Here is a 23910-nt window from a genome sequence, read left to right as displayed (position 1 = left end):
CGCCCGCGCAGCTGATGCAGCTGGGCGAGGCCGAAGCGGTCCGCCCCCTCGATCACGATCAGCGTGGCGTTGGGCACGTCCACCCCCACCTCGATCACCGTGGTGGCCACCAGCACGCCCACGTCGCCGCGCTGGAAGGCGGCCATCACCGCGTCCTTTTCCGGCCCCTTCATCCGCCCGTGAACGAGACCCACCTTCGCGCCGAATCGTGCCGACAACGCGGCGGCCCGCGCCTCGGCGGCGGTCAGGTCGGAAAGCTCGCTCTCCTCCACCAGCGGGCACACCCAATAGGCCTGCCCGCCCTTGCCGAGATGCCGCCCCAGCCCCTCGACCACCTCGTCCAGCCGGTCGGCCGACATCACCTTCGTCTCGATCGGCTGGCGCCCGGGCGGCATCTCGTCCAGCCGGCTCACGTCCATCTCGCCATAGTTGCTCAGGGTCAGCGTGCGCGGGATCGGGGTTGCGGTCATCACCAGCAGGTGCGGCGGCACGGTCGCCTTTTGCGCCAGCATCATCCGCTGGGCGACGCCGAACTTGTGCTGCTCGTCCACCACCGCCAGCCCGAGCAGGCGATAGGCCACCGCCTCCTGAAAGATCGCGTGGGTGCCGATCAGGATGTCGATCGATCCGTCCGCCAGCCCCATCAGCGTCGATTCGCGGGCACGGCCCTTGTCGCGCCCGGTCAGGATCGCCACCGTCACCCCCAGCCCGGCGAGCTGGCGCGAGAGCGTCTCGTAATGCTGACGGGCGAGGATCTCGGTCGGGGCCAGCAGCGCCCCCTGCGCGCCGGCCTCCACCGCTGTCAGCAGCGCCATCAGCGCCACCAGCGTCTTGCCGGAACCGACGTCGCCCTGCAGCAGCCGCAGCATCGGGGCGGCCTGTTGCAGATCGCCCTCGATCTCGGCGATCGACCGCGCCTGTGCGCCCGTGGGGGCATAGGGCAGCATCAGCCGATCACGCAGCCGGCCATCCCCGTGCAGCGGCGCACCCCGCCGCCTGCGCGAGGAGGCGCGGACCAGCATCAGCGCCAGCTGGTTGGCGAACAGTTCGTCATACGCAAGTCGCTCGCGCGCCACGGCGTCGGCGGGGTCGGCGTGGATACGGGCGATCGCCTCGTGCCAGCCGGGCCAGTCGTGCTTGGCCTTCAGGCTCGGCTCGATCCACTCGGGCAGATCGGGTGCGCGCGCCAGCGCCTGCTCGGCCAGTTGCGCCATCCGCTTGTTGCTCAGGCCATCGGACAGGCCGTACACCGACTCCCGCTCCGGCAGGTCGACCGGCTCGGCCGGGTCCAGCACATGATCCGGGTGGACCATCTGCAATTCCTGCCCGTAGCTGTCGAGCTTGCCTGAAACAGTGCGCGGCGTGCCCAACGGCAGCAGCTTCCTGCCCCAGCCCGGCTTGCCGCCGAAGAACAGCAGGCTGAGATAGTTGCCCGCCGCATCGGTGGCGCGCACGCGGAACGGCCCGCGCCCGGCGGACGAGCGATAGTCCACCGGCGTGACCGTCACGGTCACGATACGGCCGACGTCTTCCGCCTCGACCGTGTCCACCGCCTTGCGGTCGATCCAGCCGACCGGCAGGTGGAACAGCACGTCGATCGCGCGCGCCAGCCCCAGTTTCGCCAGCGGCCTGGCCAGCGCCGGGCCGACGCCCTTCAGCGCCTCCACCTCGGCGAACAGCGGATTGAGAATATCGGGGCGCATCGCAGGACCTTGGGCATACGCCCGATTCGCGCCGGTGGCGGGGCGCGAGACGCTTCCACCGCCGACGATCAGGCTCTAGGTGGACCTATAACCAAGCCGACGGCCGCCGCCAGCGTCCGCCGGCCCGTCCGCCTTGCAGTCAGGATCACCATGGACCGCGCCACCCGCCTGAAACGCCTGAAGTTCCGCGCCTGGCATCGCGGCACCAAGGAGGCCGACTATATGATGGGCGGCTATTACGACACGCATGCCGCCGGCTGGACGGATGCGGAACTCGACTGGTTCGAGGCACTGATCGAGGAGCAGGACGTCGACATCATGGGCTGGGCGATCGGCACGATCGCGGTGCCGGATCGCTGGCAGGGGCCGATGATGGCGCGGTTGCAGTTGCTCGATTACATACAGGTGCCGCGCTAAGTGACTGATCTCTCCCGTATCCTGAAGGCCGGCAGTCCGCTCACGCTGGCCGGTGTGCCCGCCGGTTTCCTGCCGTGGCTGCTCGCCGACCTCGCCCGCGCATCGCATGCGAAGGGCGCGCGCGCCGTGTTCGTGGCGGACGACGAGGCGGCGATGCGCGGGATCGCGGATGCCGCGGGCTATTTCGCGCCGGAACTGGAGGTGCTGCAATTCCCCGCGTGGGATTGCTTGCCCTACGATCGCGCCTCGCCCTCGCTGCGCTCCACCTCCGCCCGGCTCGCCACGCTCCACGCGCTCCAGCGCAAGCGGGAAAAGCCGCAACTGCTGCTCACCACGGTCAACGCCGTCACCCAGCGCACGCTTACCCCGTTCCGCATCCGCCAGCTCGTCGCCAGGCTGGCACCCAAGGAGCGGATCGACCTGAAATCGCTGGCGGAACTGTTGCAGGCCAACGGCTACATGCGCACTGATACGGTGGCGGATGCCGGCGAATATGCGATCCGCGGCGGCCTGGTCGACCTCTACCCGGCGGGCGAGGAGCACGCGCTGCGGCTCGATTTCTTCGGCGACGAGATCGAGAGTGTCCGCCGTTTCGACCCGGCCGACCAGCGCACGATCGACCGGATCGACGGCTTCACCCTGTTGCCCGCCTCCGAGGTGCTGCTCGACGAGAACAGCGTGAAGCGGTTCCGCGCCGCCTATCGCGAGGCGTTCGGCGCGACCGCCACCGGCGATCCGCTGTATCAGGCGATCAGCGAGGGGCGCCGGCTGGCCGGCATGGAGCATTGGCTGCCCTTCTTCGAGGAACGGCTCGCCACGCTGTTCGATCACCTCGCCGACGACGACGTGATCGTGCGCGATGCCGGCGCGGAAGGCTCGGCCGAGGGCCGGTTCGAGGCGATCGCCGACTATCACGGCAACCGCGTGCGAGCGCAGTCCGCCGATCCGGGCAGCTACCGCCCGATCGCGGCCGAGGCGCTGTACCTGAAACCGGCGGAATGGGCCGCCGCCATCGCCGACCGCCCGATCCACCTCGCCACCGCCTTCCACGAACCGGAAAGCGCGGTTGTGCTGGACTTCGGCGTCGACGGCCCGCGCGATTTCGCGCCGGAGCGGACGCAGGGGGTCAACGTCTATGAGGCGGTGGCCGAGCATATCGAGGGCCTGCGCCGGCAGAAGCGCAAGGTGGTGCTGGCGAGCTACTCGGTCGGCGCGCGCGAGCGTCTGTCCGGCCTGCTCCACGATCACGGGCTGGAACGCACCGCCTTGGTGGAGGACTGGCAGGCGGCGCTCGGCAGCGATGCACGCACCGGCGGCGTGGCGCTGGTGGTGGTGCCGCTCGATCATGGTTTCACCGCGCCCGGCGTGGCGGTGCTGACCGAGCAGGACATGCTGGGCGACCGGCTGGTGCGGCGTGCCAAGCGCAAGAAATCGGCCGACGCCTTCCTCGCCGAACTTGCCACGCTCAGTCCCGGCGATCTGGTCGTCCATGCCGATCACGGCATCGGGCGATACGACGGGCTGACCTCGATCCCGGTCGGCACCGCGCCGCACGATTGCGTCGCGCTCAGCTACAGCGGCGGCGACAAATTGTACGTGCCGGTCGAGAATATCGACATCCTCTCGCGCTACGGCAGCGAGAACGAGGGCGTGCAGCTCGACAAGCTGGGCGGCGTCGCGTGGCAGGCCCGCAAGGCGCGGATGAAGGAGCGCATCCGCGAGATCGCGGGCGAGCTCATCAAGACCGCCGCCGAACGCGCGCTGCGTCCCGCCGACCTCGCCGAACCGGACGCCGGCGGCTACCCCGCCTTCGTCGATCGCTTCCCCTATACCGAAACCGACGATCAGGAACGCGCGATCGCCGACGTGCTGGAGGATCTCGCCCGCGGCACGCCGATGGACCGGCTGGTGTGCGGCGACGTGGGCTTCGGCAAGACCGAGGTGGCGTTGCGCGCTGCCTTCGTCGCGGCGATGGCGGGGATGCAGGTGGCGATCGTGGTGCCGACAACCCTGCTGGCGCGGCAGCACCACCGCCAGTTCGTCGAACGCTTCCAGGGCTTCCCGCTCAACGTCGGCCGCCTCTCGCGGCTGGTGCCGGCGGCCGAGACGCGCAGGACCAAGGATGCGCTGGCCGACGGGACGCTTGACATCGTCATCGGCACCCACGCGATCCTGGCGAAGAACATCGAGTTCAAGCGGCTCGGCCTCGTGATCGTCGACGAGGAACAGCGCTTCGGCGTCACTCACAAGGAAAAGCTGAAGGCGCTGAAGACCAACGTCCACATGCTGACGCTGACCGCAACGCCGATCCCCCGCACGCTCCAGATGGCGATGAGCGGATTGCGCGAACTGTCGGTGATCCAGACCCCGCCGGTCGATCGCCTCGCCGTGCGCACCTACGTGATGCCGTGGGATCCGGTGGTGCTGCGCGAGGCGTTGCTGCGCGAGCATTATCGCGGCGGGCAGAGCTTCTTCGTGGCACCGCGCATCAAGGATCTGCCCGATATCGAGGAATTCCTGCGGAAAGAGGTGCCGGAGGTCCGCTACGTCGCCGCGCACGGCCAGATGAGCCCGACCGAGGTGGAGGAGCGGATGAGCGCCTTCTACGATCGCAAGTTCGAGGTGCTGCTTTCCACCACGATCGTGGAAAGCGGGCTGGATATCCCGAGCGCCAACACGCTGATCGTCAACCGCGCCGACCGCTTCGGCCTCGCCCAGCTGTACCAGTTGCGCGGGCGGGTCGGCCGGTCCAAAACGCGCGCCTATGCCTATATGACCACCCCGGCCACGCGCACGATCACCGAGACGGCGGCCAAGCGGCTGCACGTCCTGTCCGATCTCGACACGCTGGGCGCGGGCTTTCAGCTCGCCAGCCACGATCTCGACATTCGCGGCGCGGGCAACCTGCTGGGCGACGAACAATCGGGCCATATCAAGGAGGTGGGGTTCGAACTTTACCAGTCGATGCTGGAAGAGGCGATCCTCGACGCCAAGGCCGGCGGCATTCGCGAGGAGGCCAGCGCCAGCACCCGCGAGTTCTCGCCGCAGATCAACGTCGATGCGCCGATCCTGATCCCGGAGGATTACGTGCCCGATCTCGACCTGCGGATGGGCCTGTACCGCCGGATGAACGAGATCGAGGACATGCAGGGCGTGGAGGCGTTCGCCGCCGAGATGATCGACCGTTTCGGCAAGCTGCCGCAGGCGACCGAGAATCTGCTCGGCGTCATCCAGATCAAGATGAACTGCCGCAAGGCGTGCATCGCCAAGCTGGATGCCGGCCCGCGCGGCGCCCTCGTCACCTTCCGCGACGAGACGTTCCCCGATCTCCCCGGCCTGCTCGGCTACGTCCAGCGGCTGAAAGACACCGCCAAGCTGCGGCCGGACAGCAAGCTGGTCATCACCCGCGCCTGGCCCGACGCGAAGGCACGGATCAACGGTGCGCTGCAACTGTCGAAGGGGCTGGCGAAGATACTGGCGTAAGGCTACGGGCGCGGCGTCCTCCGGTGGACTTCCGCGCCCCCCGCCCCTAGATCGCGCGGGATGACGCTCCGCTTCCACAAGATGCACGGTCTGGGCAACGATTTCGTCGTGATCGACGCGCGCAAGGGCGCCGTCGCCCTCGATGCGGCACGTGTGCGGGCGCTGGCGGACCGGCGGACCGGGATCGGCTGCGACCAGCTGATCCTGATCGGGCCCGGCACCGAAACGGACGTGACGATGCGGATCTGGAACGGCGACGGCTCGGAGGTGCAGGCCTGTGGCAATGCCACCCGCTGCGTGCCGGTGCTGCTGGGGCGGGACTGCACGATCGAAACGGTCGCCGGCACGCTCCACGCCCGCCTCGCCGACAATGGCGCGACGGTGGACATGGGCGCGCCCCGCTTCGACTGGGAGGCGCTGCCGCTGGCGTTTGCGATGGATACGCGGCGGATGCCGGTGGGCTGGGGGCTGCTCGATACGCCGGCGGCGGTCGGCGTCGGCAACCCGCACCTCGTGTTCTTCGTGGACGATCCTTACGCGATCGACCTCGCCGCGATCGGGCCGGAGATCGAGACCGATCCGCTGTTTCCCGAGCGGATCAACGTCAACGTCGCCGGCATCCGCTCGCGGGGCGAGGTGGTGATGCGGACGTGGGAGCGGGGCGCCGGGCTGACGCAGGCGTGCGGCACCGGCGCCTGCGCCACCTTCGCCGCCGGCCGCCGGCTCGGCCTGCTCGATGCCACGGTCCGGCTGGACCTGCCCGGCGGCGCGCTGACGCTGGCGGAAAGCGACGACGGCCATCTGCTGATGAGTGGCCCGGCCGTCCACGTCTTTTCCGGCGAAACGTCGCTGTGAGCGGGCCGGAACTGGTCACCCTCGGCTGCCGGCTCAACATCGCCGAAAGCGAGGCGATACGCGCGCTGGCAGCCGATCAGGACGATCTCGTCATCGTCAACAGTTGCGCCGTCACGGCAGAGGCGGTGCGGCAGGCGAAGAAGGCGATCCGCAAGGCCGCGCGCGCCCGGCCCGACTCGCGCATCGTCGTGACCGGCTGTGCCGCGCAGATCGAGCCGGAGACGTTCGCCGCCATGCCCGAAGTCTCCCGCGTGCTGGGCAATGCCGACAAGCACGCCGCAACCGCCTTCCGCTTCCCCCGCCCGGCGGAGGCGGAGGTGCGCGTGTCGGACATCTTCGCCGTCCGCCAGCACGCGCCGCAACTGGCCCGCGCCTTCGCCGAACACGCCCGCGCCTTCGTGGAGGTGCAGACCGGGTGCGACCACCGCTGCACTTTCTGCGTCATCCCCTATGGCCGGGGCGACAGCCGCTCGGCCCCGGCCGGCGCGGTGATCGACCGGATCGCCGCGCTGGTCGATGCCGGCCACCGCGAGGTGGTGCTGACCGGCGTGGACCTCACCAGCTACGGCGCGGACCTGCCCGGCGCGCCGACGCTGGGCGGGCTGGTGGAGCGCATCCTGCGGTATGTGCCCGCGCTGGAACGGTTGCGGCTGTCATCGCTCGACTCGATCGAGATCGACGATCGCCTGTTCGCGCTGGTGACGGAGGAGCCACGGGTGATGCCGCACCTCCACCTCTCGCTGCAATCGGGCGACGACATGATCCTGAAACGCATGAAACGCCGCCATTCGCGCGCGCAGGCCGTGGCGATGGTCGAACGGCTGAAGGCGAAGCGCCCGGCTATCGCAATCGGCGCGGACCTGATCGCCGGCTTTCCCACCGAGGATGAGGATATGGCGGCCAACACGCTGCGATTGCTGGCCGACTGCGACATCGTCTTCGGCCATGTCTTCCCGTATTCGCCCCGTGCCGGAACACCCGCCGCGCGGATGCCGCAACTCCCGCGCGAAACGATCCGCACGCGGGCGAGGGCGTTGCGCGATGCGGCAGACCGACGGCGCGCGGGGTGGCTCGACAGCCTCGTCGGCACCCGCCAGTCGATGCTGGTGGAACGCGACGGACTGACTGGCCACGCCGCCAACTTCGCTCGCATCCGCCTTGACGCGCCCGCCACCCCCGGCGCGATCGTTGCCGTTTCCATCTCCCGCGTCGAGGACGACGCCCTGATCGGTTCCCCCGCATGACCCAGCCCCCTACCCCCTGGCACCAGAAGATCGTCGGCGGATTCCGCCGCACCTCCGACAAACTCGGCGAGAACCTCACCGGGCTGTTCACCAAGGCCACGCTCGACCGCGAGACGCTGGACGGGATCGAGGAGGCGCTGATCGCGTCGGACCTCGGCCCCGCCACCGCCGCGCGCATCCGCAACCGGCTGGCGGACGAACGCTACGAAAAGGGTATCGACGAGCAGGGCGTGCGCGCGGTGATGGCCAACGAGATCGCCCGCATCCTCGCCCCCGTGGCGAAGCCGCTGGAGATCGAGGCGTTCCCGCGGCCGCAGGTGATCCTCGTGATCGGCGTCAACGGATCGGGCAAGACGACGACGATCGCCAAGCTGGCGCATCTGTTGCAGGAACAGGATTACAGCGTGATGCTGGTGGCGGGCGACACCTTCCGCGCCGCCGCGATCGGACAGCTCAAGGTTTGGGCGGAGCGGATCGGCGTGCCGATCATCTCCGGCAAGGAAGGCGGGGACGCCGCCGGGCTGGTGTATGAGGGCGTGAAGCAGGGCACCGCCACCGGCATCGACGTGCTTATCGTCGACACCGCCGGCCGCCTCCAGAACAAGGCGGGGTTGATGGATGAACTCAGCAAGATCCGCCGCGTGCTGGGCCGGCTGAACCCCGCCGCGCCGCATGACGTGGTGCTCGTGCTCGATGCCACCACCGGCCAGAACGGGCTGAACCAGATCGAGGTGTTCCGCGAAACCGCCGGCGTCACCGGTCTGGTGATGACCAAGCTGGACGGCACCGCGCGCGGCGGGCTGCTGGTGGCGGCGGCGGAGAAGTTCGGCCTGCCGGTCCATGCCATCGGCATCGGCGAGGGGGTGGACGACCTGCGCCCGTTCGATGCCGAGGAAGTGGCGCGAGCGATTGCGGGAGTGAGCGAATGACGACATCGAAACGGGAAGTCGGCGCGGTCACGCGGCTGCTGCTCGACCTCGGGCCGTTGCTGGCCTTCCTGATCGCATATTGGGTGACGAAGGAGATGTTCCTTTCCACCGGCATCTTCATGGCCGCCACGCTGGCCGCGATCATCGGCTCGCGGCTGACCGCCGGCCATGTGTCGCCTTTGCTGTGGTTTTCGGGCTTCATGGTGCTGGTGCTGGGCGGGCTGACGATCTGGCTGCACGACGAGACGTTCATCAAGATCAAGCCGACGATCTATTACCTGATGGTCGCCGCGATCCTCGCCTTCGGCCTGTGGACGAAGCGGCCGACGCTGAAGCTGGTGCTGGGCACCGCCTACCCCGGCCTCACCGAGCACGGCTGGGCGCTGCTCTCGCGTAACTGGGCCTTGTTCTTCGTGGCGATGGCGGTGGCGAACGAGGCGGTCTGGCGCAATACCACCACCGACTTCTGGCTCGGCTACAAGCTGTGGGGCGCGATGCCGGCCACGGTGCTGTTCGCGCTCGCCAACATCCCCATGCTGATGAAGCACGGCATGAACGCCGAGGTCGAGGCGAAAGAAGGCCCGCCGCTGCCACCGCAGGGCTGACGCACGGCCAGCCCTGCGTGCACGGTCAGCCGAGCTTGCAGGCAGCGAACTTGTTGCCCTCGGGGTCACGGAAATAGGCCATGTAGAAGCCCGGGCCACGCTCGCCCGGCGCGCCCTCGTCGCTGCCGCCCAGGTCCAGCGCCTTGGCGTGGAATGCATCGACCGCCTCGCGTGTGGGCAGCCCGATCGCGATCATCGTGCCGTTGCCCACGCTTGCCGCCTCGCCGTCCGCCGGCTTCAGCACGCCCAGCACCGGCTGGCCGCCCTTGCCGAACAGGACACCGCCGCGCGGGTGATCGAACATCTTGGTGACGCCGTCCGTCCCGAGCAGGTCGGTATAGAAAGGCAGGGAGGTGTCGAAATCGTTCGAGCCGACCGTGGCGTAGCTTATCATCATGTCTCTCCTGCGGTGATTCCGGTGGCGCGCCCGACCCTTGGGTCAGCCGCGCCCCGTCGCGTCATGCCCGCGTCGCGGGGCGGCGATCAAGCCTGTGCCGTCTTCTTCGCCGCCGGCTTCTTGGCGGCCGGCTTTTTGGCCGGCGCCTTCTTCGCGGGCGTGTCGCCTTCGGCTTTCGCCGGCTTCTTCGCAGCGGCCTTCTTCGCCGGTGCGGCGTCGCCTCCGGCCTTGGCAGCAGGCTTCTTCGCCGCTGCCTTCTTCACCGGCTTCTTGCCCTTGGCCGGGCCGCGCGCGGCGCGTTCCGCCAGCAGCGCCAGCGCCTCCTCGGCGGTCATCGTCGCGGGATCGGCCGTCTTGGGCAGCGTGGCGTTGGTCACACCATCCGTCACATAGGGACCGAAGCGCCCCTCCATCAGCTTCACCGGCTTGCCCGTCTCCGGGCTGTCGCCGAACGACGCGAGCGGCTCCTTCGCGGCACCGCGCCCGCGACCGCCGCCGGCCGCTGCCTCGGCCAGCTTGACCACGGCGGCGTTCATCCCCGTCTCGAACACGTCGGCGGTCGTCTGGAGCCGGCCGTACTTGCCGTCGTGCAGCAGGTAAGGGCCGTAGCGCCCGATACTGGCGGTGATCGGGTTGCCGGTTTCCGGATGGTTGCCGATCGTGCGCGGCAGCGAAAGCAGCTTCAGCGCCCACTCCAGCCCGAAATCCTCGCCCTGCGGCACGTCCTTGGGGATCGACGCACGCTTGGCATCCTTGCCGTCACCAAGCTGCACATAGGGGCCGAACCGGCCGCTGCGTTTCGACACTTCCTCCTCAGTTACCGGATCGGTGCCCAGCACGACCGGCCCGGCATCCGCCCCCGCATCGGCGGCACCGCCGGCCTGGGCGAAGCGGCGGGTGTACTTGCATTCGGGATAGTTGGAGCAGGCGATGAACGCGCCGAACTTGCCGCCGCGCAGCGCCAGCTTGCCGGCGTGGCACACCGGGCACAGGCGCGGATCGCTGCCATCCTCCTTCTCGGGGAACAGATACGACCCGAGGAACTGGTCGAGGGCGGCCGTCACTTCCGACGGCTTCTGCTCCATCACTTCGACCGTCTTCGGCTTGAAATCGCGCCAGAAGGCTTCCAGCACCGCCTGCCAGCCGGCGCGCCCGCCCGATACGTCGTCCAGGCTGTCCTCCAGCCCGGCGGTGTAGTCGTAGCTGACGTACCGCTCGAAGAAGCGTTCGAGGAAGGCCGTCACCAGCCGCCCGCTTTCTGCGGGCGTGAAGCGGTTCTTCTCCACCGTCACATATTCGCGGTCCTTGAGAACCTGCAGCACCGAGGCGTAGGTGGAGGGGCGGCCGATGCCGAGCTCCTCCATCTTCTTCACGAGGCTCGCCTCGGAATAGCGCGGCGGCGGCTGGGTGAAATGCTGCTCGGCGGTGACGGCCTTCTTGGCCGGGGTCGCGCCTTCGGCCATGCGCGGCAGGCGGCGGCTCTCCTCGTCGCCCTCGTCGTCGCGGCCCTCCTCGTAGAGCGCGAGGTAACCGGGGAAGATCACCACCTGCCCGGTCGCGCGCAGGCCATGCTGGCCGGTGCCGTCGACCAGTTCGATCGTCGTGCGCTCAAGCCGGGCGGACGCCATCTGGCTCGCCATCGCCCGCTTCCACACCAGATCGTACAGCCGCGCGTGATCGCCCGACCCCGCCTTTTCGCGGCCGAAATCGGTCGGGCGGATCGCCTCGTGCGCTTCCTGCGCATTCTTCGCCTTGGTCTGGTAGATCCGCGGCTTGTCGGGGATATAGCCGGAATCGTAGCGATCGGTGATCGCCACGCGTGCGGCCGAGATGGCGCTGTGGTCCATCTGCACGCCGTCCGTCCGCATGTAGGTGATCGCGCCGTCCTCGTAGAGCGCCTGTGCCACGCGCATCGTGTGGCTGGCCGAGAAACCGAGCTTGCGCGCCGCCTCCTGCTGCAACGTCGAGGTGGTGAACGGCGGCGGCGGGTTGCGCGTGAGCGGCTTCGTCTCGACCGAGGCGACCGAGAAGCGCCCGGCCTCCACCGCCGCCTTCGCCGCCTCGGCATCGCCCTTGTTGCCGATCGTCAGCCGCTCGATCTTTTCGCCCCGCCAGCGTACCAGCCGCGCGGTGAAGCCCACGCCGTCCTGCTCCATGTCGGCCGCGACGGACCAGTATTCCTGCGCGCGGAACGCCTCGATCTCGCGCTCGCGGTCCACCACCAGCCTCAGCGCGACCGACTGCACGCGCCCGGCCGATTTTGCCCCCGGCAGCTTGCGCCACAGCACCGGCGACAGCGTGAAGCCGACCAGATAATCGAGCGCGCGGCGCGCCCGGTAGGCATCGATCAGATCCTCGTCCAGCGCGCGGGGGTGGGCCATCGCATCCAGCACGGCGGCCTTGGTGATGGCGTTGAAGGTGACGCGCTGAACGTCCTTGGGCAGCGCCTTCTTCTTCCTCAGCACCTCCTGCACATGCCAGCTGATCGCCTCGCCCTCGCGATCGGGATCGGTGGCGAGGATCAGCGTGTCGGCGGTCTTGGCCTCGTCGGTGATCGCCTTGAGCTGGCGCGCCTTGTCGGCATAGGCCTCCCACGTCATGTCGAAGCCGTTGTCGGGATCGACCGATCCGTCCTTGGGCGGCAGATCGCGGACGTGGCCGTATGAGGCCAGTACGCGGTGCCCCGGCCCGAGATACTTCTCGATGGTCTTGGCCTTGGCGGGCGATTCGACGACGACGAGCTTCATGTTGACACGGTGTCCTTCATACGTACGCGCGAGGGTGGCGAGACGGTGAACCGTTCGTCAAGCGCCGACGCCCCGACGGCCAAGACGTAGGGATGGCGCGGCGGGAACGGAAGGCGTAGATTATCCACCGGGCGGCGTGATGGCTTTGCAGGCTGTTGCGATGGGGCGCTGGAGGTTGCGATGCAAACGCCACAGGCGACACCGGTCGGGACGACGATCCCGGCGACAGTCGGCGACGATTTCGGCGGGGTGATCGACCGATCCCATGCGCTGGTTTCTTCCGCGCGGGTGGAAGGGACGACCGTGTTAAACCGGCAGGGTGACAGGCTCGGCACGATCCACTCGATAATGATTCACAAGACCACGGGTCAGGCCGCCTACGCACTCCTCGCGTTCGGCGGTTTCTTCGGCCTCGGGCAGCACGTGCATCCGATCCCCTGGGCGATGCTGGAGTATCGAGATAACGGCTATGTCGTCGATATCACGCGCGAGCAGCTGGAAACGGCGCCGACGCTGAACCTCGATGCGGCGGCCCGCCCGCGAGAGACGGAGCAGCGAATGTACGACCACTGGAATGTGATGCCCTACTGGTAGGCGCTCTTCTTACCCGATCAGGCTGGCGCGCCCGCCTGCGTGCCGTTCCAGCCGGCCGGCCAGCTCCAGCTCCAGCAACACCGTCTGCACGATCGCCGGCGGCAGGCCGCTGAGGCGGATCAGTTCGTCCACCGGCACCGCCACCGGGCCGAGCAGGCCGGTCAGGCGGGTGCGATCGGCGACGCTGGCGTCGGCCGCCGGTGGCGCGGTGCGATAGGCCGCGGTGTCGGCCGCGACCCCGCCGCCGATCCGGCCGACCGCCTCGGCCACGTCGGCGGCGTTCTGGATCAGGATGGCGCCCTCGCGGATCAGCAGGTTGCACCCCTGTGCCCGCGCATCCAGCGGCGAGCCGGGCACCGCCATCACCTCCCGCCCGTAATCGGCGGCGCAGCGCGCGGTGATGAGCGAGCCGGATTTCGGCGCCGCCTCCACTACCACCGTGCCGAGCGCGAGACCGGCGATGATGCGGTTGCGCGAGGGGAAGTGGCGGGCGCGCGGGCCGATGCCCGGGGGGTGTTCCGCCAGCACCAGCCCCCGCTCGCCGATCGCCTGCTGGAGGGCGGCATTCTCGGGCGGGTACACCACGTCGATGCCGCCCGCGACCACCGCGATCGTGCCCGCCTCCAGCGCGCCGCCGTGCGCCGCCGTGTCGATACCGCGCGCCAGCCCGGAAGCGACGACGAAACCGCGTTGCCCCAGTTGCGCCGCAAGCCCGCGCGCGAAGCGGATCGCGGCGGCGGACGCGTTGCGCGCGCCTACCATCGCGATGGACGGCCGCTCGAGCAGATCGAGCCGTCCCTTGGCGATCAACACCGCCGGGGCGCCGTCCACCTCGGCCAGCAGGCGCGGATACAGCCCCTGCCCGCGGAACAGGTGGCGCGCGCCCAGCCGGGCGACGGCTACCAGTTCCGCCCGGGCCAGCGCCTCGGTCGCAAGCTCGGGCGCCGCGCCGCCGCCGCGCCGGGCCATGTCGGGCACCGCCTCCAGCGCGCGGCGGGCGGTGCCGAAGCGGGCGAGCAGGTGCGCGCAGGTGACGGGGCCGATGCGCGGCGTGCGGATCAGCCGCAGGTGGGCGATCCGCTCCTCCTCCTGCAGGGGGTCCGCGTCAGCCAAGCGGCGGCTTCGCGCCGATGCGCGGCTCCGTGCCGGCCAGCAGCCGCTCGATATTGGCGCGATGCTTCCACAGCACGACGATGGCGAGAACCAGGAACAGCAGCACCACCTCGAACTCGCGGTAGATCGCCGCGCTGACCGGCGCCGCCACCGCCGCCGCCATGCCCGCGAGCGAGGAGGTGCGCGTGACGAGCGCAACCAGCAGCCAGACGCCCGCGAAGACCAGCCCACACGGCCAGTGCAGCGCCAGCGCCAGCCCGAGGAACGTCGCCACGCCCTTGCCGCCGCGAAAGCCGAGCCACACCGGGTAGCAATGGCCGAAGAACGCACCCGCCGCCGCCATCGGGGCCAGATCGGGCGCGATCAGCGCGGCGATCAGCACCGCCACCGCGCCCTTGCCCCCATCCAGCAGCAGGGTGAGTGCCGCCAGCCCCTTGCGGCCGGTGCGCAGCACGTTGGTGGCGCCGATATTGCCCGATCCGATCGTGCGCAGATCGCCCGCGCCGGCGGCTCGCGTCAGCAGCACGCCGAACGGGATCGATCCGATGAGATAACTGCCCAGCAGCGCCAGCAACGCCCCGAGCCACGGCTCCACAACCAAGTCCTGCTCCCCCGATGGATCGCCGCATCATAGAACAAAAGCGGCCGGTCGCAACGGCATGGCACATCCGCCGGCGATCCGTCGTGATTGCGCGCGCACCGGCGCGTGCCTAGAGCGGCGGCGATGACCGACCCCCGCCCCCTCCTGTTCTTCGATTCCGGCGTGGGCGGGCTTTCCGTGCTGGCGCCGGCGCGCGTGCTGCTGCCGAACGCGCCGGTCGTCTATGTCGCGGACAACGGCGGCTTCCCCTATGGCACCCGCAGCGAGGCGGAGATCGCGGCGCGGGTGCCGGCGCTGCTGGGGCGGCTTGCCGAACGCTACGCCCCCCGCCTGATCGTCGTCGCCTGCAACACCGCCTCCACTATCGCCTTGGCCGGCGTGCGCGCCGCGCTGGACCTGCCGATCGTGGGTACGGTGCCGGCGATCAGGCCGGCGGCGGCGGTATCGCGCACCCGCGTGATCGGCGTGCTCGGCACCGAGGCGACGGTGCGCCAGCCCTATGTCGACGATCTGTCCGCGCGCTTCGCCGGCGATTGCCTGGTGCTGCGCCACGGCTCGGCCGCGCTGGTGCGGCTGGCGGAGGCCAAGCTGGCGGGCGAGGCGACCGATCCGGCGGATTATGCCGCAGCCCTCGCCGGCCTGTTCGGCCAGCCCGGCGGTGAGCGGATCGACACGATCGTGCTGGCCTGCACCCACTTCCCGCTGGTGGCGGACGAACTGGCCGCCGCCTGCCCGCACCCCGTCGGTTTCGTCGATGGCGGGCCGGGCATCGCGCGCCGTATCGCGTGGCTGACGCAGGGGCAGGCATGGCCCGAGCAACCGGCGCCGGGCATCGCAGTGTTCACCGCGCCGATCCTCCCGGCTCCCGGCCTGCGCGCCACGCTGGCGGGCTTCGGCCTCGCCCGGATCGAGCAACTCGAACGAGCGGATCGATCAGTCTGACGCGAACGCTGCGTTTCTCCATCGGGACATTTTGTCCCACAAGGAGTTGCGAACCTTTCTCGCTGGCAAAATCGGGCGCTTGCCGTTAAAAGCGCGGGAAAATCGGGGGAGGGACACCCTTTGGACTATCAGCGTGTTTTCGCCCAGGCGATCGATCGTCTCCATGCCGAGGGACGTTATCGGGTGTTCATCGACATCCTGCGCAACAAGGGCGCCTTCCCCAACGCGCGCTGCTTCGCCGGCCACAACGGGCCGAAGCCGATCACCGTCTGGTGCTCGAACGATTACCTCGCGATGGGCCAGCACCCGGACGTGATCGCCGCGATGGAAGAGGCGCTGCACGATGTCGGCGCCGGTTCCGGCGGTACCCGCAACATCGGCGGCAACACGCATTACCATATCGATCTGGAGACGGAGCTTGCCGACCTGCACGGCAAGGAAGGTGCGCTGCTGTTTACCTCCGGCTACGTCTCGAACGATGCGACGCTGACCACGCTGGGCAAGGTGCTGCCGGGCTGCATCATCTTTTCCGACGAACTGAACCACGCCTCGATGATCGCGGGCATCCGCAATTCGGGCTGCGAGAAGCAGGTGTTCCGCCACAACGACGTCGAGCATCTGGAAGAACTGCTCGCCGCCGCCGATCCGGACGTGCCGAAGCTGATCGCGTTCGAGAGCGTCTATTCGATGGACGGGGATATCTCGCCGATCCACGCCATCTGCGACCTTGCCGACAAATATGAGGCGCTGACCTATCTGGACGAGGTCCACGCGGTCGGCATGTACGGCCCGCGCGGCGGCGGCATCGCCGACCGCGACGGTGCGGCACACCGGCTGACGATCATCGAGGGCACGCTGGCCAAGGCGATCGGCGTGATGGGCGGCTACATCGCGGCCGACCGCACGATCATCGACGTGATCCGCAGCTACGCACCCGGCTTCATCTTCACCACCTCGCTGTCGCCGGTGCTGGTGGCGGGCGCGCTCGCCCGCGTGCGGCACCTGAAGGCGTCGTCGGCCGAGCGCGACGGGCAGCAGGCATCCGCGGCGATGCTGAAGATGCTGTTCGCCGATGCCGGGTTGCCGGTGATGTCCTCCACCACCCACATCGTGCCGCTGATGGTGGGCGATCCGGTGAAGGCGAAGAAGATCAGCGATATCCTGCTCGCCGAATATGGCGTGTACGTTCAGCCGATCAATTATCCCACCGTACCGCGCGGCACGGAGCGGCTGCGCTTCACCCCCGGCCCCAGCCACACCGAGGCGATGATGCGGGAATTGACGCAGGCGCTCGTCGAGATCTGGGACCGCATGGAGATGCGGATCGCCGCCTGACGCACGGCATGCGCCCGCCGGGCGTCGCCGCATGAGCCTGCCCCCGGAGACGGCCGCGCCCCGCGCCGCGCACGATGTGACCCACGGCGACGTGGCGAAAGGGGCCGGCGCGGCATTGCTCTCCCGCCTCGGCGCGGTCATCGAGATCGTCGCGCAGCCCGCCTATACCCTGATGTTCGGGCTGGCGACCTACGGTCTCTATACCGTCCTCTGGTCGCTGGTGAACCTCGTCGAGAACGTCGCCGACCTCGGCATGACGTCCGCCTTGCAGCGGGTGGTGCCGCAGGCGGCGAGCGAAGACGCGGCGGTGGCGGCGTTGCGATCCGCGCTGGTGCTGGCACTGGTGCCCTGCACGTTGATCGCGGCGGGGGCGAGCATCGGGGCGCCGTGGATCGCCGATATCGTCAACGTCGCGCCGGCCGATCGCCCCGCCCTCGCCACCGGCGTGGCGCTGTTCGCCTGGGCGCTGCCGTTGTGGGCGTTCATCGAGATCGGCACGTCCGCCCTGCGCGCCCGCCGTGCCTTCGGCCCGGAAATCCGCCTCCGGATCGTGTGGGAACAGGTGATCCGTCTCGTCGTCGCGACGGGCCTGTGGCTGGCCGGGGTCGATACGCTGGGGCTGCTGATCGCCCACCTCGTCTCGCTCACCATCACCGCCGCCGCCTGCGTCCGCCTGCTGTCGCGCTATTACGACCTGCGGCTGCTGCTGCGCGGCCGGCGGGTGCCGGGGATGATGCACGAGACGGCGCTGGCGGGCTTGTCGGTGCTGCCCTCCAACGTGATCGGACGGGTGTTCAGCGACGCGCCGCCGGTGATCCTGAACCTGCTGATCCCCGGCGCCGGCGGCGCGACGGCGGCGGGCCTTTACGGCATCGCGCGCAAGCTATCGAGCCTGATCCAGCTCGTCCGCATGGCGTTCGGCTATGTCATGGGGCCGCTTGCCTCGGCGGTGGCGCGGCACGACCGGCGGGCGATCCAGCCGCTCTACGGCTTCGCCACCCGCCTCTCCACCGTGCTGGCCCTGCCGATCGCCGCCACGATCATCGCCGCTGCCGACATGCTGGTGCGATTCTTCGGCAAGGAGGCGGCGCCCGCCGCCACTGTGCTGATCCCGCTGGCGGTCGCGCGCGCGGTCGAGGCGATCGGCGGGCCGGCGGGCGCGGTGCAGCAGGTGGCGAGCAAGCGCCTCCAGCCGGTCGTCAACAGCCTGTCGGGACTTGCAGTGGCCGCCCTCGTCGCCACCGTGGCGTTCGCGGTGCTGCCCGATGTCGGGCCGGTAGCGATGGCGCTGGCGGTGGGCGCCGGGCTGGTCGTGTCGAGCGGCTTCAGCGTGTGGCAACTGCACCGCGCCGACGGGCTGAACCCGTTCTTCCCGCCGTTCGGCCGCGCGGTCGGCGTGGCGCTGCTGGCCTGCGGGGCCGTGTTCGCCCTGCTGGAGGCGACGCGGCTGCTGCCGTTCGCCGCGCGCGTGCCGCTGCTGCCGCCGATCATGTTCGGCGGCCTGTGGATGTCCGTCCGCTACGGGCTGGGCGAGGCGGACAAGGATGCGTTCGGCAAGCTTGCCGCCCGGCTTCGCCTGCGGCGCCCGGAGCCGACCACGATCAATCCCGGCAGAACCCCTCCCCTTCCCTGATCGTCAGGCAGTTCTTCTTGTCCGCCAGCCATTTCAGCCCGGTTTCCGCGCCGGTGGTGGCGCGAATCGTCGCGGTCTGCCCGTCGCGCTCGAAACGGATCGTCTCGCCGGCGGCGGTGCCGATATAGTCGTTCACCCCGTCCATCAGCGCGACGTGGAGCCGGTAGGTATCCGGCCGGTCGCCGCGCGCGATGGTGAGCGCAAGCCCCTCCACGCCGACCCATTTGCCGAGCCACGCATCGGTGAACGGCGCGGCGACGGTGGGCTTGTCGATCGGTGCCTCGGGGATCGCTACCGTGGAGGACGAACCGGCGGGCGTGACGATCGCGGGGCCGGCGGGGGGCGTCGCCCCCGTCACCTTGCTCCCCCCTGCCGCACCGTCGCCGGACGATCCGCAGCCGGCCAGCACCAACGGGGCCATCAGGCAGGTCCCTATCGTCCGCATCGTACCGTCTCCTCGTCGCAATCGCCTAAGGCCGGCACCCTATCGCCCAATCCATGCGCCCGCCACCGGCCGCGGATGACCACGGCGGTTTCGCGCGACGGCAAACCGCTCTAGAGAGCCGCCATCCGACTCACAGGACCATCATCATGGCAGAAACCATCGCCATCGCTTCCGATCATGCCGCCGTGGAGCTGAAGGCCGCGCTCGTCGCCTTCATGCGCGAAGCGGGGCATGACGTGCTCGATCTCGGGCCGGACGGCCCCGCCTCGGTCGACTCCCCCGACTACGGCTACCGGCTGGCGCGGGCCGTGGCGGAAGGCCGCGCGACCCGGGGCGTGGCGCTGTGCGGTTCCGGCATCGGCATCTCGATCGCGGTCAATCGCAACCCCGCCTGCCGCGCCGCCCTCGTCTCCGAGCCGCTTTCCGCCCGGCTTGCGCGCGAGCACAACGATGCCAATGTAATCGCCATGGGCGCACGGCTGATCGGGGTGGAGATGGCCAAGGCCTGCCTCGCTGCGTTCCTCGCCACGCCGTTCGGCGGCGACCGCCACCAGCGTCGCGTCGACATGCTTTCCAGTCCCGCCAATTCCTCTTCCGAAAGGCAGCCCGCATGAGCACGAACCCACGGACCGCTGACGGCCGCTCGCTGAGCGACGTGCAGCCCGACGGCTTCTTCACCCGCGGCCTGGCCGATGCCGATCCGGCGGTGTTCGGCGGCGTGGCGGCCGAGCTGAAGCGCGAGCAGAAGCAGATCGAGCTGATCGCCTCCGAGAATATCGTCAGCCGCGCGGTGCTGGAGGCGCAAGGGTCCGTCTTCACCAACAAATATGCCGAGGGCTATCCCGGCAAGCGTTACTATCAGGGCTGCGCCCCGTCCGACACGGTGGAGCAGCTGGCGATCGACCGCGCCAAGGAACTGTTCGGCTGCGGTTTCGCCAACGTGCAGCCCCACTCGGGCGCGCAGGCCAATGGCGCGGTGATGCTGGCGCTGACCAAGCCCGGCGACACGATCATGGGCCTCAGCCTCGATGCCGGCGGCCACCTGACGCACGGCGCCAAGGCCGCGTCCTCGGGCAAATGGTATAACGCCGTGCAATATGGCGTGCGCGCCGACGATCATTTGATCGACTTCGACCAGGTGCAGGCGCTGGCGAAGGAGCATCGCCCGAAGCTGCTGATCGCTGGCGGCTCGGCCTATCCGCGCATCATCGATTTCGCCCGCTTCCGCGCCATCGCGGACGAGGTGGGCGCGATCTTCATGGTGGACATGGCGCATTTCGCCGGGCTGGTGGCCGGCAGCGTCCACCCCACCCCGTTCGGCCACGCACACGTGGTGACGACGACCACGCACAAGACGCTGCGCGGCCCGCGCGGCGGCATGGTGATGACCGACGACGAGGCGATCGCCAAGAAGATCAACTCGGCGGTGTTCCCCGGCCTGCAGGGTGGCCCGCTGATGCACGTGATCGCCGCCAAGGCGGTCGCGTTCGGCGAGGCGCTGCAGCCCGACTTCCGCCATTATGCCGCCGCCGTGGTGGAGAATGCCAAGGCGCTGGCCGCCCGGCTGAAGGAGCGCGGCGCCGATCTGGTGGCCGGCGGCACCGACACGCATCTGGCGCTGGTCGACCTTCGCCCGCTCGGCGTGACCGGCCGCGACGCCGACGAGGCGCTGGAGCGCAGCGGCATCACCTGCAACAAGAACGGCGTGCCGTTCGATCCGTTGCCCCCGGTGAAGACCAGCGGCATCCGCGTGGGCTCCCCCGCCGGCACCACGCGCGGCTTCGGCGTCAAGGAGTTCCGCGACATCGCCGACATGATCGCCGACGTGCTGGAAGGCCTGCGCGACAAGGGCGAGCATGGCGACGCGGCGGTCGAGGCGGCGGTGAAGCAGCGTGTCGAGGCGCTGTGCGACCGCTTCCCGATCTATCCCAACGGCTGAGCAAGGCCCGGGATGCGCTGCCCCTTCTGTTCGCATGAAGACAGTCAGGTCAAGGACAGCCGCCCGACCGAGGACGGCGCCGCGATACGCCGGCGCCGTCAGTGCGAAGGCTGCGGGGCGCGTTTCACCACGTTCGAGCGGGTGCAGTTGCGCGAGCTGACGATCGTGAAGAGCGAGGACCGACGCGAGCCGTTCGACCGGACCAAGCTGGAACGCTCGATCGCGATCGCCTGCCGCAAGCGCCCGATCGAGCCGGGGCGGATCGACCGCCTCGTCTCCGCGATCCAGCGGCAGATCGAGACGAGCGGCGACAGCGAGATCCCCGCCGCGCGCGTGGGCGGCATGGTGATGGACGGCCTGAAAGCGCTGGACACGGTAGCCTACATCCGCTTCGCCAGCGTCTACAAGGACTTCACCGAGGCCAAGGACTTCGAGGATTTCGCCGGCACGGTGGCCGAGGCGGGGCGGGAGTGAGGGAATTGTTACAGACTCCTTCTCCGCCCCGCTCTTCCTGAGTAGGGACTGAGCGCAGGCGAAGGCCCGTATCGAAGGATCGTTCGTGAGTTTCCACACCTACATGCTGCAGTGCGCGGACGGCAGCTATTATGTCGGCCATACCGACGATCTGGAAACGCGGCTGGCACAGCATCAGGCCGGGGAAGCACCCGGCTACACGCATAACCGGCGCCCGGTAACGCTCGTGTGGTCGGAGGACTTTTCCGATCGCGAACAGGCCTTTGCTGTCGAAAAGCAACTTAAAGGCTGGTCCCGCGCGAAGAAGGAAGCGTTGATCGAGGGGGATTGGGAGACGGTCCGGTCACTGGCCAGGCGCGTCCTTCGAGACGAGCCTTCGCCGGGCTCAGTCTCTCCTCAGGATGAGCGGCGCGGCGATGGTCAGGGCGCCCCGCCCCCCGCGATCGTCCTCGTGCGGCCCCAGCTCGGCGAGAATATCGGCAAGGCGGCGCGCGCGATGCTCAACTTCGGGCTGACCGAGCTGCGCCTCGTTTCCCCGCGCGACGGCTGGCCCAACCCCGCCGCCGGACCCGCCGCCAGCGGCGCGGACAGCGTGCTGGCCGGGGCGAAGGTGTACGAGACGGTCGCCGAGGCCACCGCCGACTGCGCGCACGTCTATGCCACCACCGTCCGCAAGCGCGGCGTGATCCTGCCGGTGGTGACGCCGGAAACCGCCGCGCACGCGATCCGCAGCGAGGCGGGGCGATCGGCGATCCTGTTCGGCCCCGAGCGCTCCGGGCTGGAGACGGACGACGTGGCGGTGGCGCGCACGATCGTCACCGTGCCGATCAATCCCGAATTCGGCTCGCTCAATCTGGCGCAGGCGGTGATCCTCGTCGCCTATGAATGGTCCAAGGGCGAGGCGCTCGCCTCCCCGCCGTCGGTCGAACAGGCCGAACCCGCGCCGCAGGCCGAGCTGGACCGGATGATCGCGCATCTTGACGGCATCCTGGAGACGGCCGGCTACTTCTTCCCGCCCGATCGCGCGCATGTCGACCGGCGGGCGCTGCGCACGATCCTGACCAGCCCGGGCTGGAACGCGGGCGAGATCCGCACGCTACGGGGAATGCTCCGCTCGATCGAGCGATCGCAGAAATAGGGCTCAGCGTTCGTCGAAGCGATCAAGCTCGTAGGCGATCGAGGCTTCCACCAGCAGTTCGTACAGCGCACCGGCCAATTCGGCCGGAAAACCGCGCTCGGCCGCCACGCGTCGGGCGTTGGCGATCACCGCCGCCTTGCGCGGCTCGTCGCGTACCATGTCGCGCTCGGGCTTGATGCGCGCGGCCGCCTCCATGTAGCGCATCCGTTCGCCCAGCAGGGCCACGATGCGTTCGTCCAGCGCATCCACCCCGGCGCGCACCTCGGCCATGGTGGTGCAGGCGGCGGCAGGGATCGGATCGGTCATCGCGCCTCTCTAGCGGCGCCCCCGCCCCGCCCGCAACCTTGACTTGGTGGCGATGCCCGGCCATAGGCGCCGCTCGCAATTGGCCCCGCACCCCTGGTGAAGCGGTGGCCCTGCCTCTTTCACGAGATCAGCAGCGCGGCTCCGGGGAGCAGACGAACGCAATTGAAGGACGTATCATGACGAAGCGCACCAGCGCCAAGTACAAGCTCGATCGCCGCATGGGCGAGAACATCTGGGGCCGCCCGAAGTCCCCGGTGAACAAGCGCGAGTATGGCCCCGGCCAGCACGGCCAGCGCCGCAAGAGCAAGGTGTCGGACTACGGCATCCAGCTCAAGGCGAAGCAGAAGCTGAAGGGCTACTACGGCGACATCACCGAGAAGCAGTTCAAGCGCAGCTACACCGACGCCTCGAAGATGAAGGGCGATACCTCGCAGAACCTGATCGGCCTGCTCGAGCGCCGCCTGGACATGGTGGTGTATCGCGCCAAGTTCACGCCGACGATCTTCGCCGCACGCCAGCTCGTGAACCACGGCCACGTCCGCGTGAACGGCGTGAAGTGCAACATCGCCTCGCGCCGTGTCGGCCCGGGCGACGAGATCACGCTGGGCAGCAAGGCACAGGAAATGGCGCTGGTGATGGAGGCTCAGGGCCTCTCCGAGCGTGAAATCCCCGATTACGTGTCGGCCGACGGCGCCGCCAAGATCACCTATGTCCGCGTGCCCACGCTGGACGAGGTGCCTTATCCGGTGAAGATGGAGCCGAACCTGGTCGTCGAGTTCTACTCGCGCTGATCCGGTAGAGGATTGTCGAAGGGGCCGTGGATCCACCGGATCCGCGGCCCCTTTCCGTTTTGCCCGGTCATCGATCGGGGCGTCCGATTGACGGGCTTCCGGCCTCACCCTATGGCCGTCGTCAACGCCGGCTTAGCTCAGTTGGTAGAGCACCTGATTTGTAATCAGGGGGCCACGGGTTCGACTCCTGTAGCCGGCACCACCCGCCCCCCCGCGGCT

22 protein-coding genes and 1 tRNA gene are annotated in these 23910 nt (G+C 69.2%); 16 read left to right on the top strand and 7 right to left on the bottom strand.

All coding sequences use genetic code 11. The annotated features are described in order from the left end of the window. The coding region (locus FOY91_RS14460; RefSeq protein ID WP_145153397.1) for an ATP-dependent DNA helicase RecG at positions 1 to 1703 on the bottom strand (1703 nt) is incomplete at its 3' end. A 150-nt stretch (positions 1704 to 1853) separates the two neighbouring features. On the opposite strand from FOY91_RS14460, the gene FOY91_RS14455 reads away from it, so the two are divergent. Genes FOY91_RS14455 through FOY91_RS14430 form a run of 6 tightly spaced genes read left to right on the top strand, consistent with a single transcriptional unit; the run spans position 1854 to position 9236 of the window. Then, positions 1854 to 2120 carry an FAD assembly factor SdhE gene (locus FOY91_RS14455; protein WP_145153394.1) on the top strand — a complete coding sequence of 89 codons (267 nt, stop codon included), beginning with the start codon at positions 1854 to 1856 and terminating at the stop codon, positions 2118 to 2120. Beyond that, positions 2121 to 5603 (top strand): transcription-repair coupling factor, encoded by a 3483-nt coding sequence (mfd, locus tag FOY91_RS14450; RefSeq protein ID WP_145153391.1) that lies wholly within the window; start codon positions 2121 to 2123, stop codon positions 5601 to 5603. A 60-nt stretch (positions 5604 to 5663) separates the two neighbouring features. Next, positions 5664 to 6458 (top strand): diaminopimelate epimerase, encoded by a 795-nt coding sequence (gene dapF, locus FOY91_RS14445; RefSeq protein WP_145153388.1) that lies wholly within the window; start codon positions 5664 to 5666, stop codon positions 6456 to 6458. Further along, on the top strand, positions 6455 to 7702 hold the full coding sequence (gene mtaB / locus FOY91_RS14440) for a tRNA (N(6)-L-threonylcarbamoyladenosine(37)-C(2))-methylthiotransferase MtaB (protein WP_145153385.1): 1248 nt from the start codon (positions 6455 to 6457) through the stop codon (positions 7700 to 7702). Before dapF ends, mtaB begins: the two co-directional genes overlap by 4 nt. Beyond that, positions 7699 to 8631: a signal recognition particle-docking protein FtsY gene (gene ftsY, locus FOY91_RS14435; protein WP_145153382.1), complete on the top strand. Its 933-nt coding sequence runs from the start codon at positions 7699 to 7701 to the stop codon at positions 8629 to 8631. Before mtaB ends, ftsY begins: the two co-directional genes overlap by 4 nt. Then, a complete protein-coding gene (locus FOY91_RS14430) occupies positions 8628 to 9236 on the top strand; it encodes an inner membrane-spanning protein YciB (protein WP_145153380.1) in 609 nt (202 codons plus the stop codon). Before ftsY ends, FOY91_RS14430 begins: the two co-directional genes overlap by 4 nt. Positions 9237 to 9261: 25 nt before the next feature. Here FOY91_RS14430 and FOY91_RS14425 read toward each other — a convergent pair whose 3' ends face one another. Continuing rightward, the gene (locus tag FOY91_RS14425; protein ID WP_145153400.1) at positions 9262 to 9630 is read right to left on the bottom strand and encodes a VOC family protein; all 369 of its coding nucleotides are present in this window, start codon (positions 9628 to 9630) and stop codon (positions 9262 to 9264) included. 89 nt (positions 9631 to 9719) lie between these two features. Beyond that, a complete protein-coding gene (gene topA / locus FOY91_RS14420) occupies positions 9720 to 12380 on the bottom strand; it encodes a type I DNA topoisomerase (protein ID WP_145153377.1) in 2661 nt (886 codons plus the stop codon). Positions 12381 to 12560: 180 nt separating this feature from the next. Here topA and FOY91_RS14415 point away from each other — a divergent pair, with 180 nt between their 5' ends. Beyond that, on the top strand, positions 12561 to 12974 hold the full coding sequence (locus FOY91_RS14415) for a PRC-barrel domain-containing protein (RefSeq protein WP_145153374.1): 414 nt from the start codon (positions 12561 to 12563) through the stop codon (positions 12972 to 12974). Positions 12975 to 12983: 9 nt separating this feature from the next. On the opposite strand, the gene dprA is transcribed toward FOY91_RS14415, so the two are convergent. Beyond that, positions 12984 to 14087 (bottom strand): DNA-processing protein DprA, encoded by a 1104-nt coding sequence (dprA, locus tag FOY91_RS14410; protein WP_145153371.1) that lies wholly within the window; start codon positions 14085 to 14087, stop codon positions 12984 to 12986. Next, complete coding sequence (plsY, locus tag FOY91_RS14405) at positions 14080 to 14688, bottom strand: glycerol-3-phosphate 1-O-acyltransferase PlsY (RefSeq protein WP_145153368.1); 609 nt, start codon at positions 14686 to 14688, stop codon at positions 14080 to 14082. The genes dprA and plsY overlap by 8 nt, the downstream gene beginning before the upstream one ends. Before the next feature lie 123 nt (positions 14689 to 14811). Here plsY and murI point away from each other — a divergent pair, with 123 nt between their 5' ends. The 3 genes from murI (at position 14812) to FOY91_RS14390 (ending at position 18598) form a co-directional block, all read left to right on the top strand. Further along, a complete protein-coding gene (gene murI, locus FOY91_RS14400) occupies positions 14812 to 15630 on the top strand; it encodes a glutamate racemase (protein WP_145153365.1) in 819 nt (272 codons plus the stop codon). A gap of 120 nt (positions 15631 to 15750) precedes the next feature. Beyond that, the gene (gene hemA, locus FOY91_RS14395) at positions 15751 to 16965 is read left to right on the top strand and encodes a 5-aminolevulinate synthase (protein WP_145153362.1); all 1215 of its coding nucleotides are present in this window, start codon (positions 15751 to 15753) and stop codon (positions 16963 to 16965) included. Between the two features lie 31 nt (positions 16966 to 16996). Next, complete coding sequence (locus FOY91_RS14390) at positions 16997 to 18598, top strand: lipopolysaccharide biosynthesis protein (protein WP_145153360.1); 1602 nt, start codon at positions 16997 to 16999, stop codon at positions 18596 to 18598. Here the strand turns inward: FOY91_RS14390 and FOY91_RS14385 are convergent. Continuing rightward, positions 18567 to 19043: a hypothetical protein gene (locus FOY91_RS14385; RefSeq protein ID WP_145153358.1), complete on the bottom strand. Its 477-nt coding sequence runs from the start codon at positions 19041 to 19043 to the stop codon at positions 18567 to 18569. The two genes, FOY91_RS14390 and FOY91_RS14385, sit on opposite strands and share 32 nt — an antisense overlap. A gap of 146 nt (positions 19044 to 19189) precedes the next feature. On the opposite strand from FOY91_RS14385, the gene rpiB reads away from it, so the two are divergent. From rpiB to FOY91_RS14365, 4 genes are all read left to right on the top strand, one after another. Further along, positions 19190 to 19657, top strand: coding sequence for a ribose 5-phosphate isomerase B (gene rpiB, locus FOY91_RS14380; protein ID WP_145153355.1), 468 nt, complete (start codon positions 19190 to 19192; stop codon positions 19655 to 19657). Further along, entirely contained in the window at positions 19654 to 20982 is a 1329-nt protein-coding gene (glyA, locus tag FOY91_RS14375; RefSeq protein WP_145153352.1) for a serine hydroxymethyltransferase, read from the top strand. Before rpiB ends, glyA begins: the two co-directional genes overlap by 4 nt. A 12-nt stretch (positions 20983 to 20994) precedes the next feature. Then, on the top strand, positions 20995 to 21456 hold the full coding sequence (nrdR, locus tag FOY91_RS14370; protein ID WP_145153349.1) for a transcriptional regulator NrdR: 462 nt from the start codon (positions 20995 to 20997) through the stop codon (positions 21454 to 21456). A gap of 85 nt (positions 21457 to 21541) precedes the next feature. Next, positions 21542 to 22594: a TrmJ/YjtD family RNA methyltransferase gene (locus tag FOY91_RS14365; protein WP_145153346.1), complete on the top strand. Its 1053-nt coding sequence runs from the start codon at positions 21542 to 21544 to the stop codon at positions 22592 to 22594. 3 nt (positions 22595 to 22597) lie between these two features. On the opposite strand, the gene FOY91_RS14360 is transcribed toward FOY91_RS14365, so the two are convergent. Beyond that, positions 22598 to 22900, bottom strand: a complete 303-nt coding sequence (locus FOY91_RS14360) for a chorismate mutase (RefSeq protein ID WP_145153343.1) — start codon at positions 22898 to 22900, stop codon at positions 22598 to 22600. A 176-nt stretch (positions 22901 to 23076) separates the two neighbouring features. Here FOY91_RS14360 and rpsD point away from each other — a divergent pair, with 176 nt between their 5' ends. After that, a complete protein-coding gene (gene rpsD, locus FOY91_RS14355) occupies positions 23077 to 23691 on the top strand; it encodes a 30S ribosomal protein S4 (protein WP_145153339.1) in 615 nt (204 codons plus the stop codon). 126 nt (positions 23692 to 23817) lie between these two features. Beyond that, positions 23818 to 23893 (top strand) — tRNA-Thr (locus tag FOY91_RS14350). The last annotated feature ends 17 nt before the right edge of the window (positions 23894 to 23910 follow it).

Source organism: Alterirhizorhabdus solaris, assembly GCF_007785815.1.
In the GTDB taxonomy this organism is placed as follows: Bacteria; Pseudomonadota; Alphaproteobacteria; order Sphingomonadales; family Sphingomonadaceae; genus Alterirhizorhabdus; species Alterirhizorhabdus solaris.
Note: the sequence above shows the minus strand (reverse complement) of the source record. Positions and strands in the feature narration are given on the sequence as shown.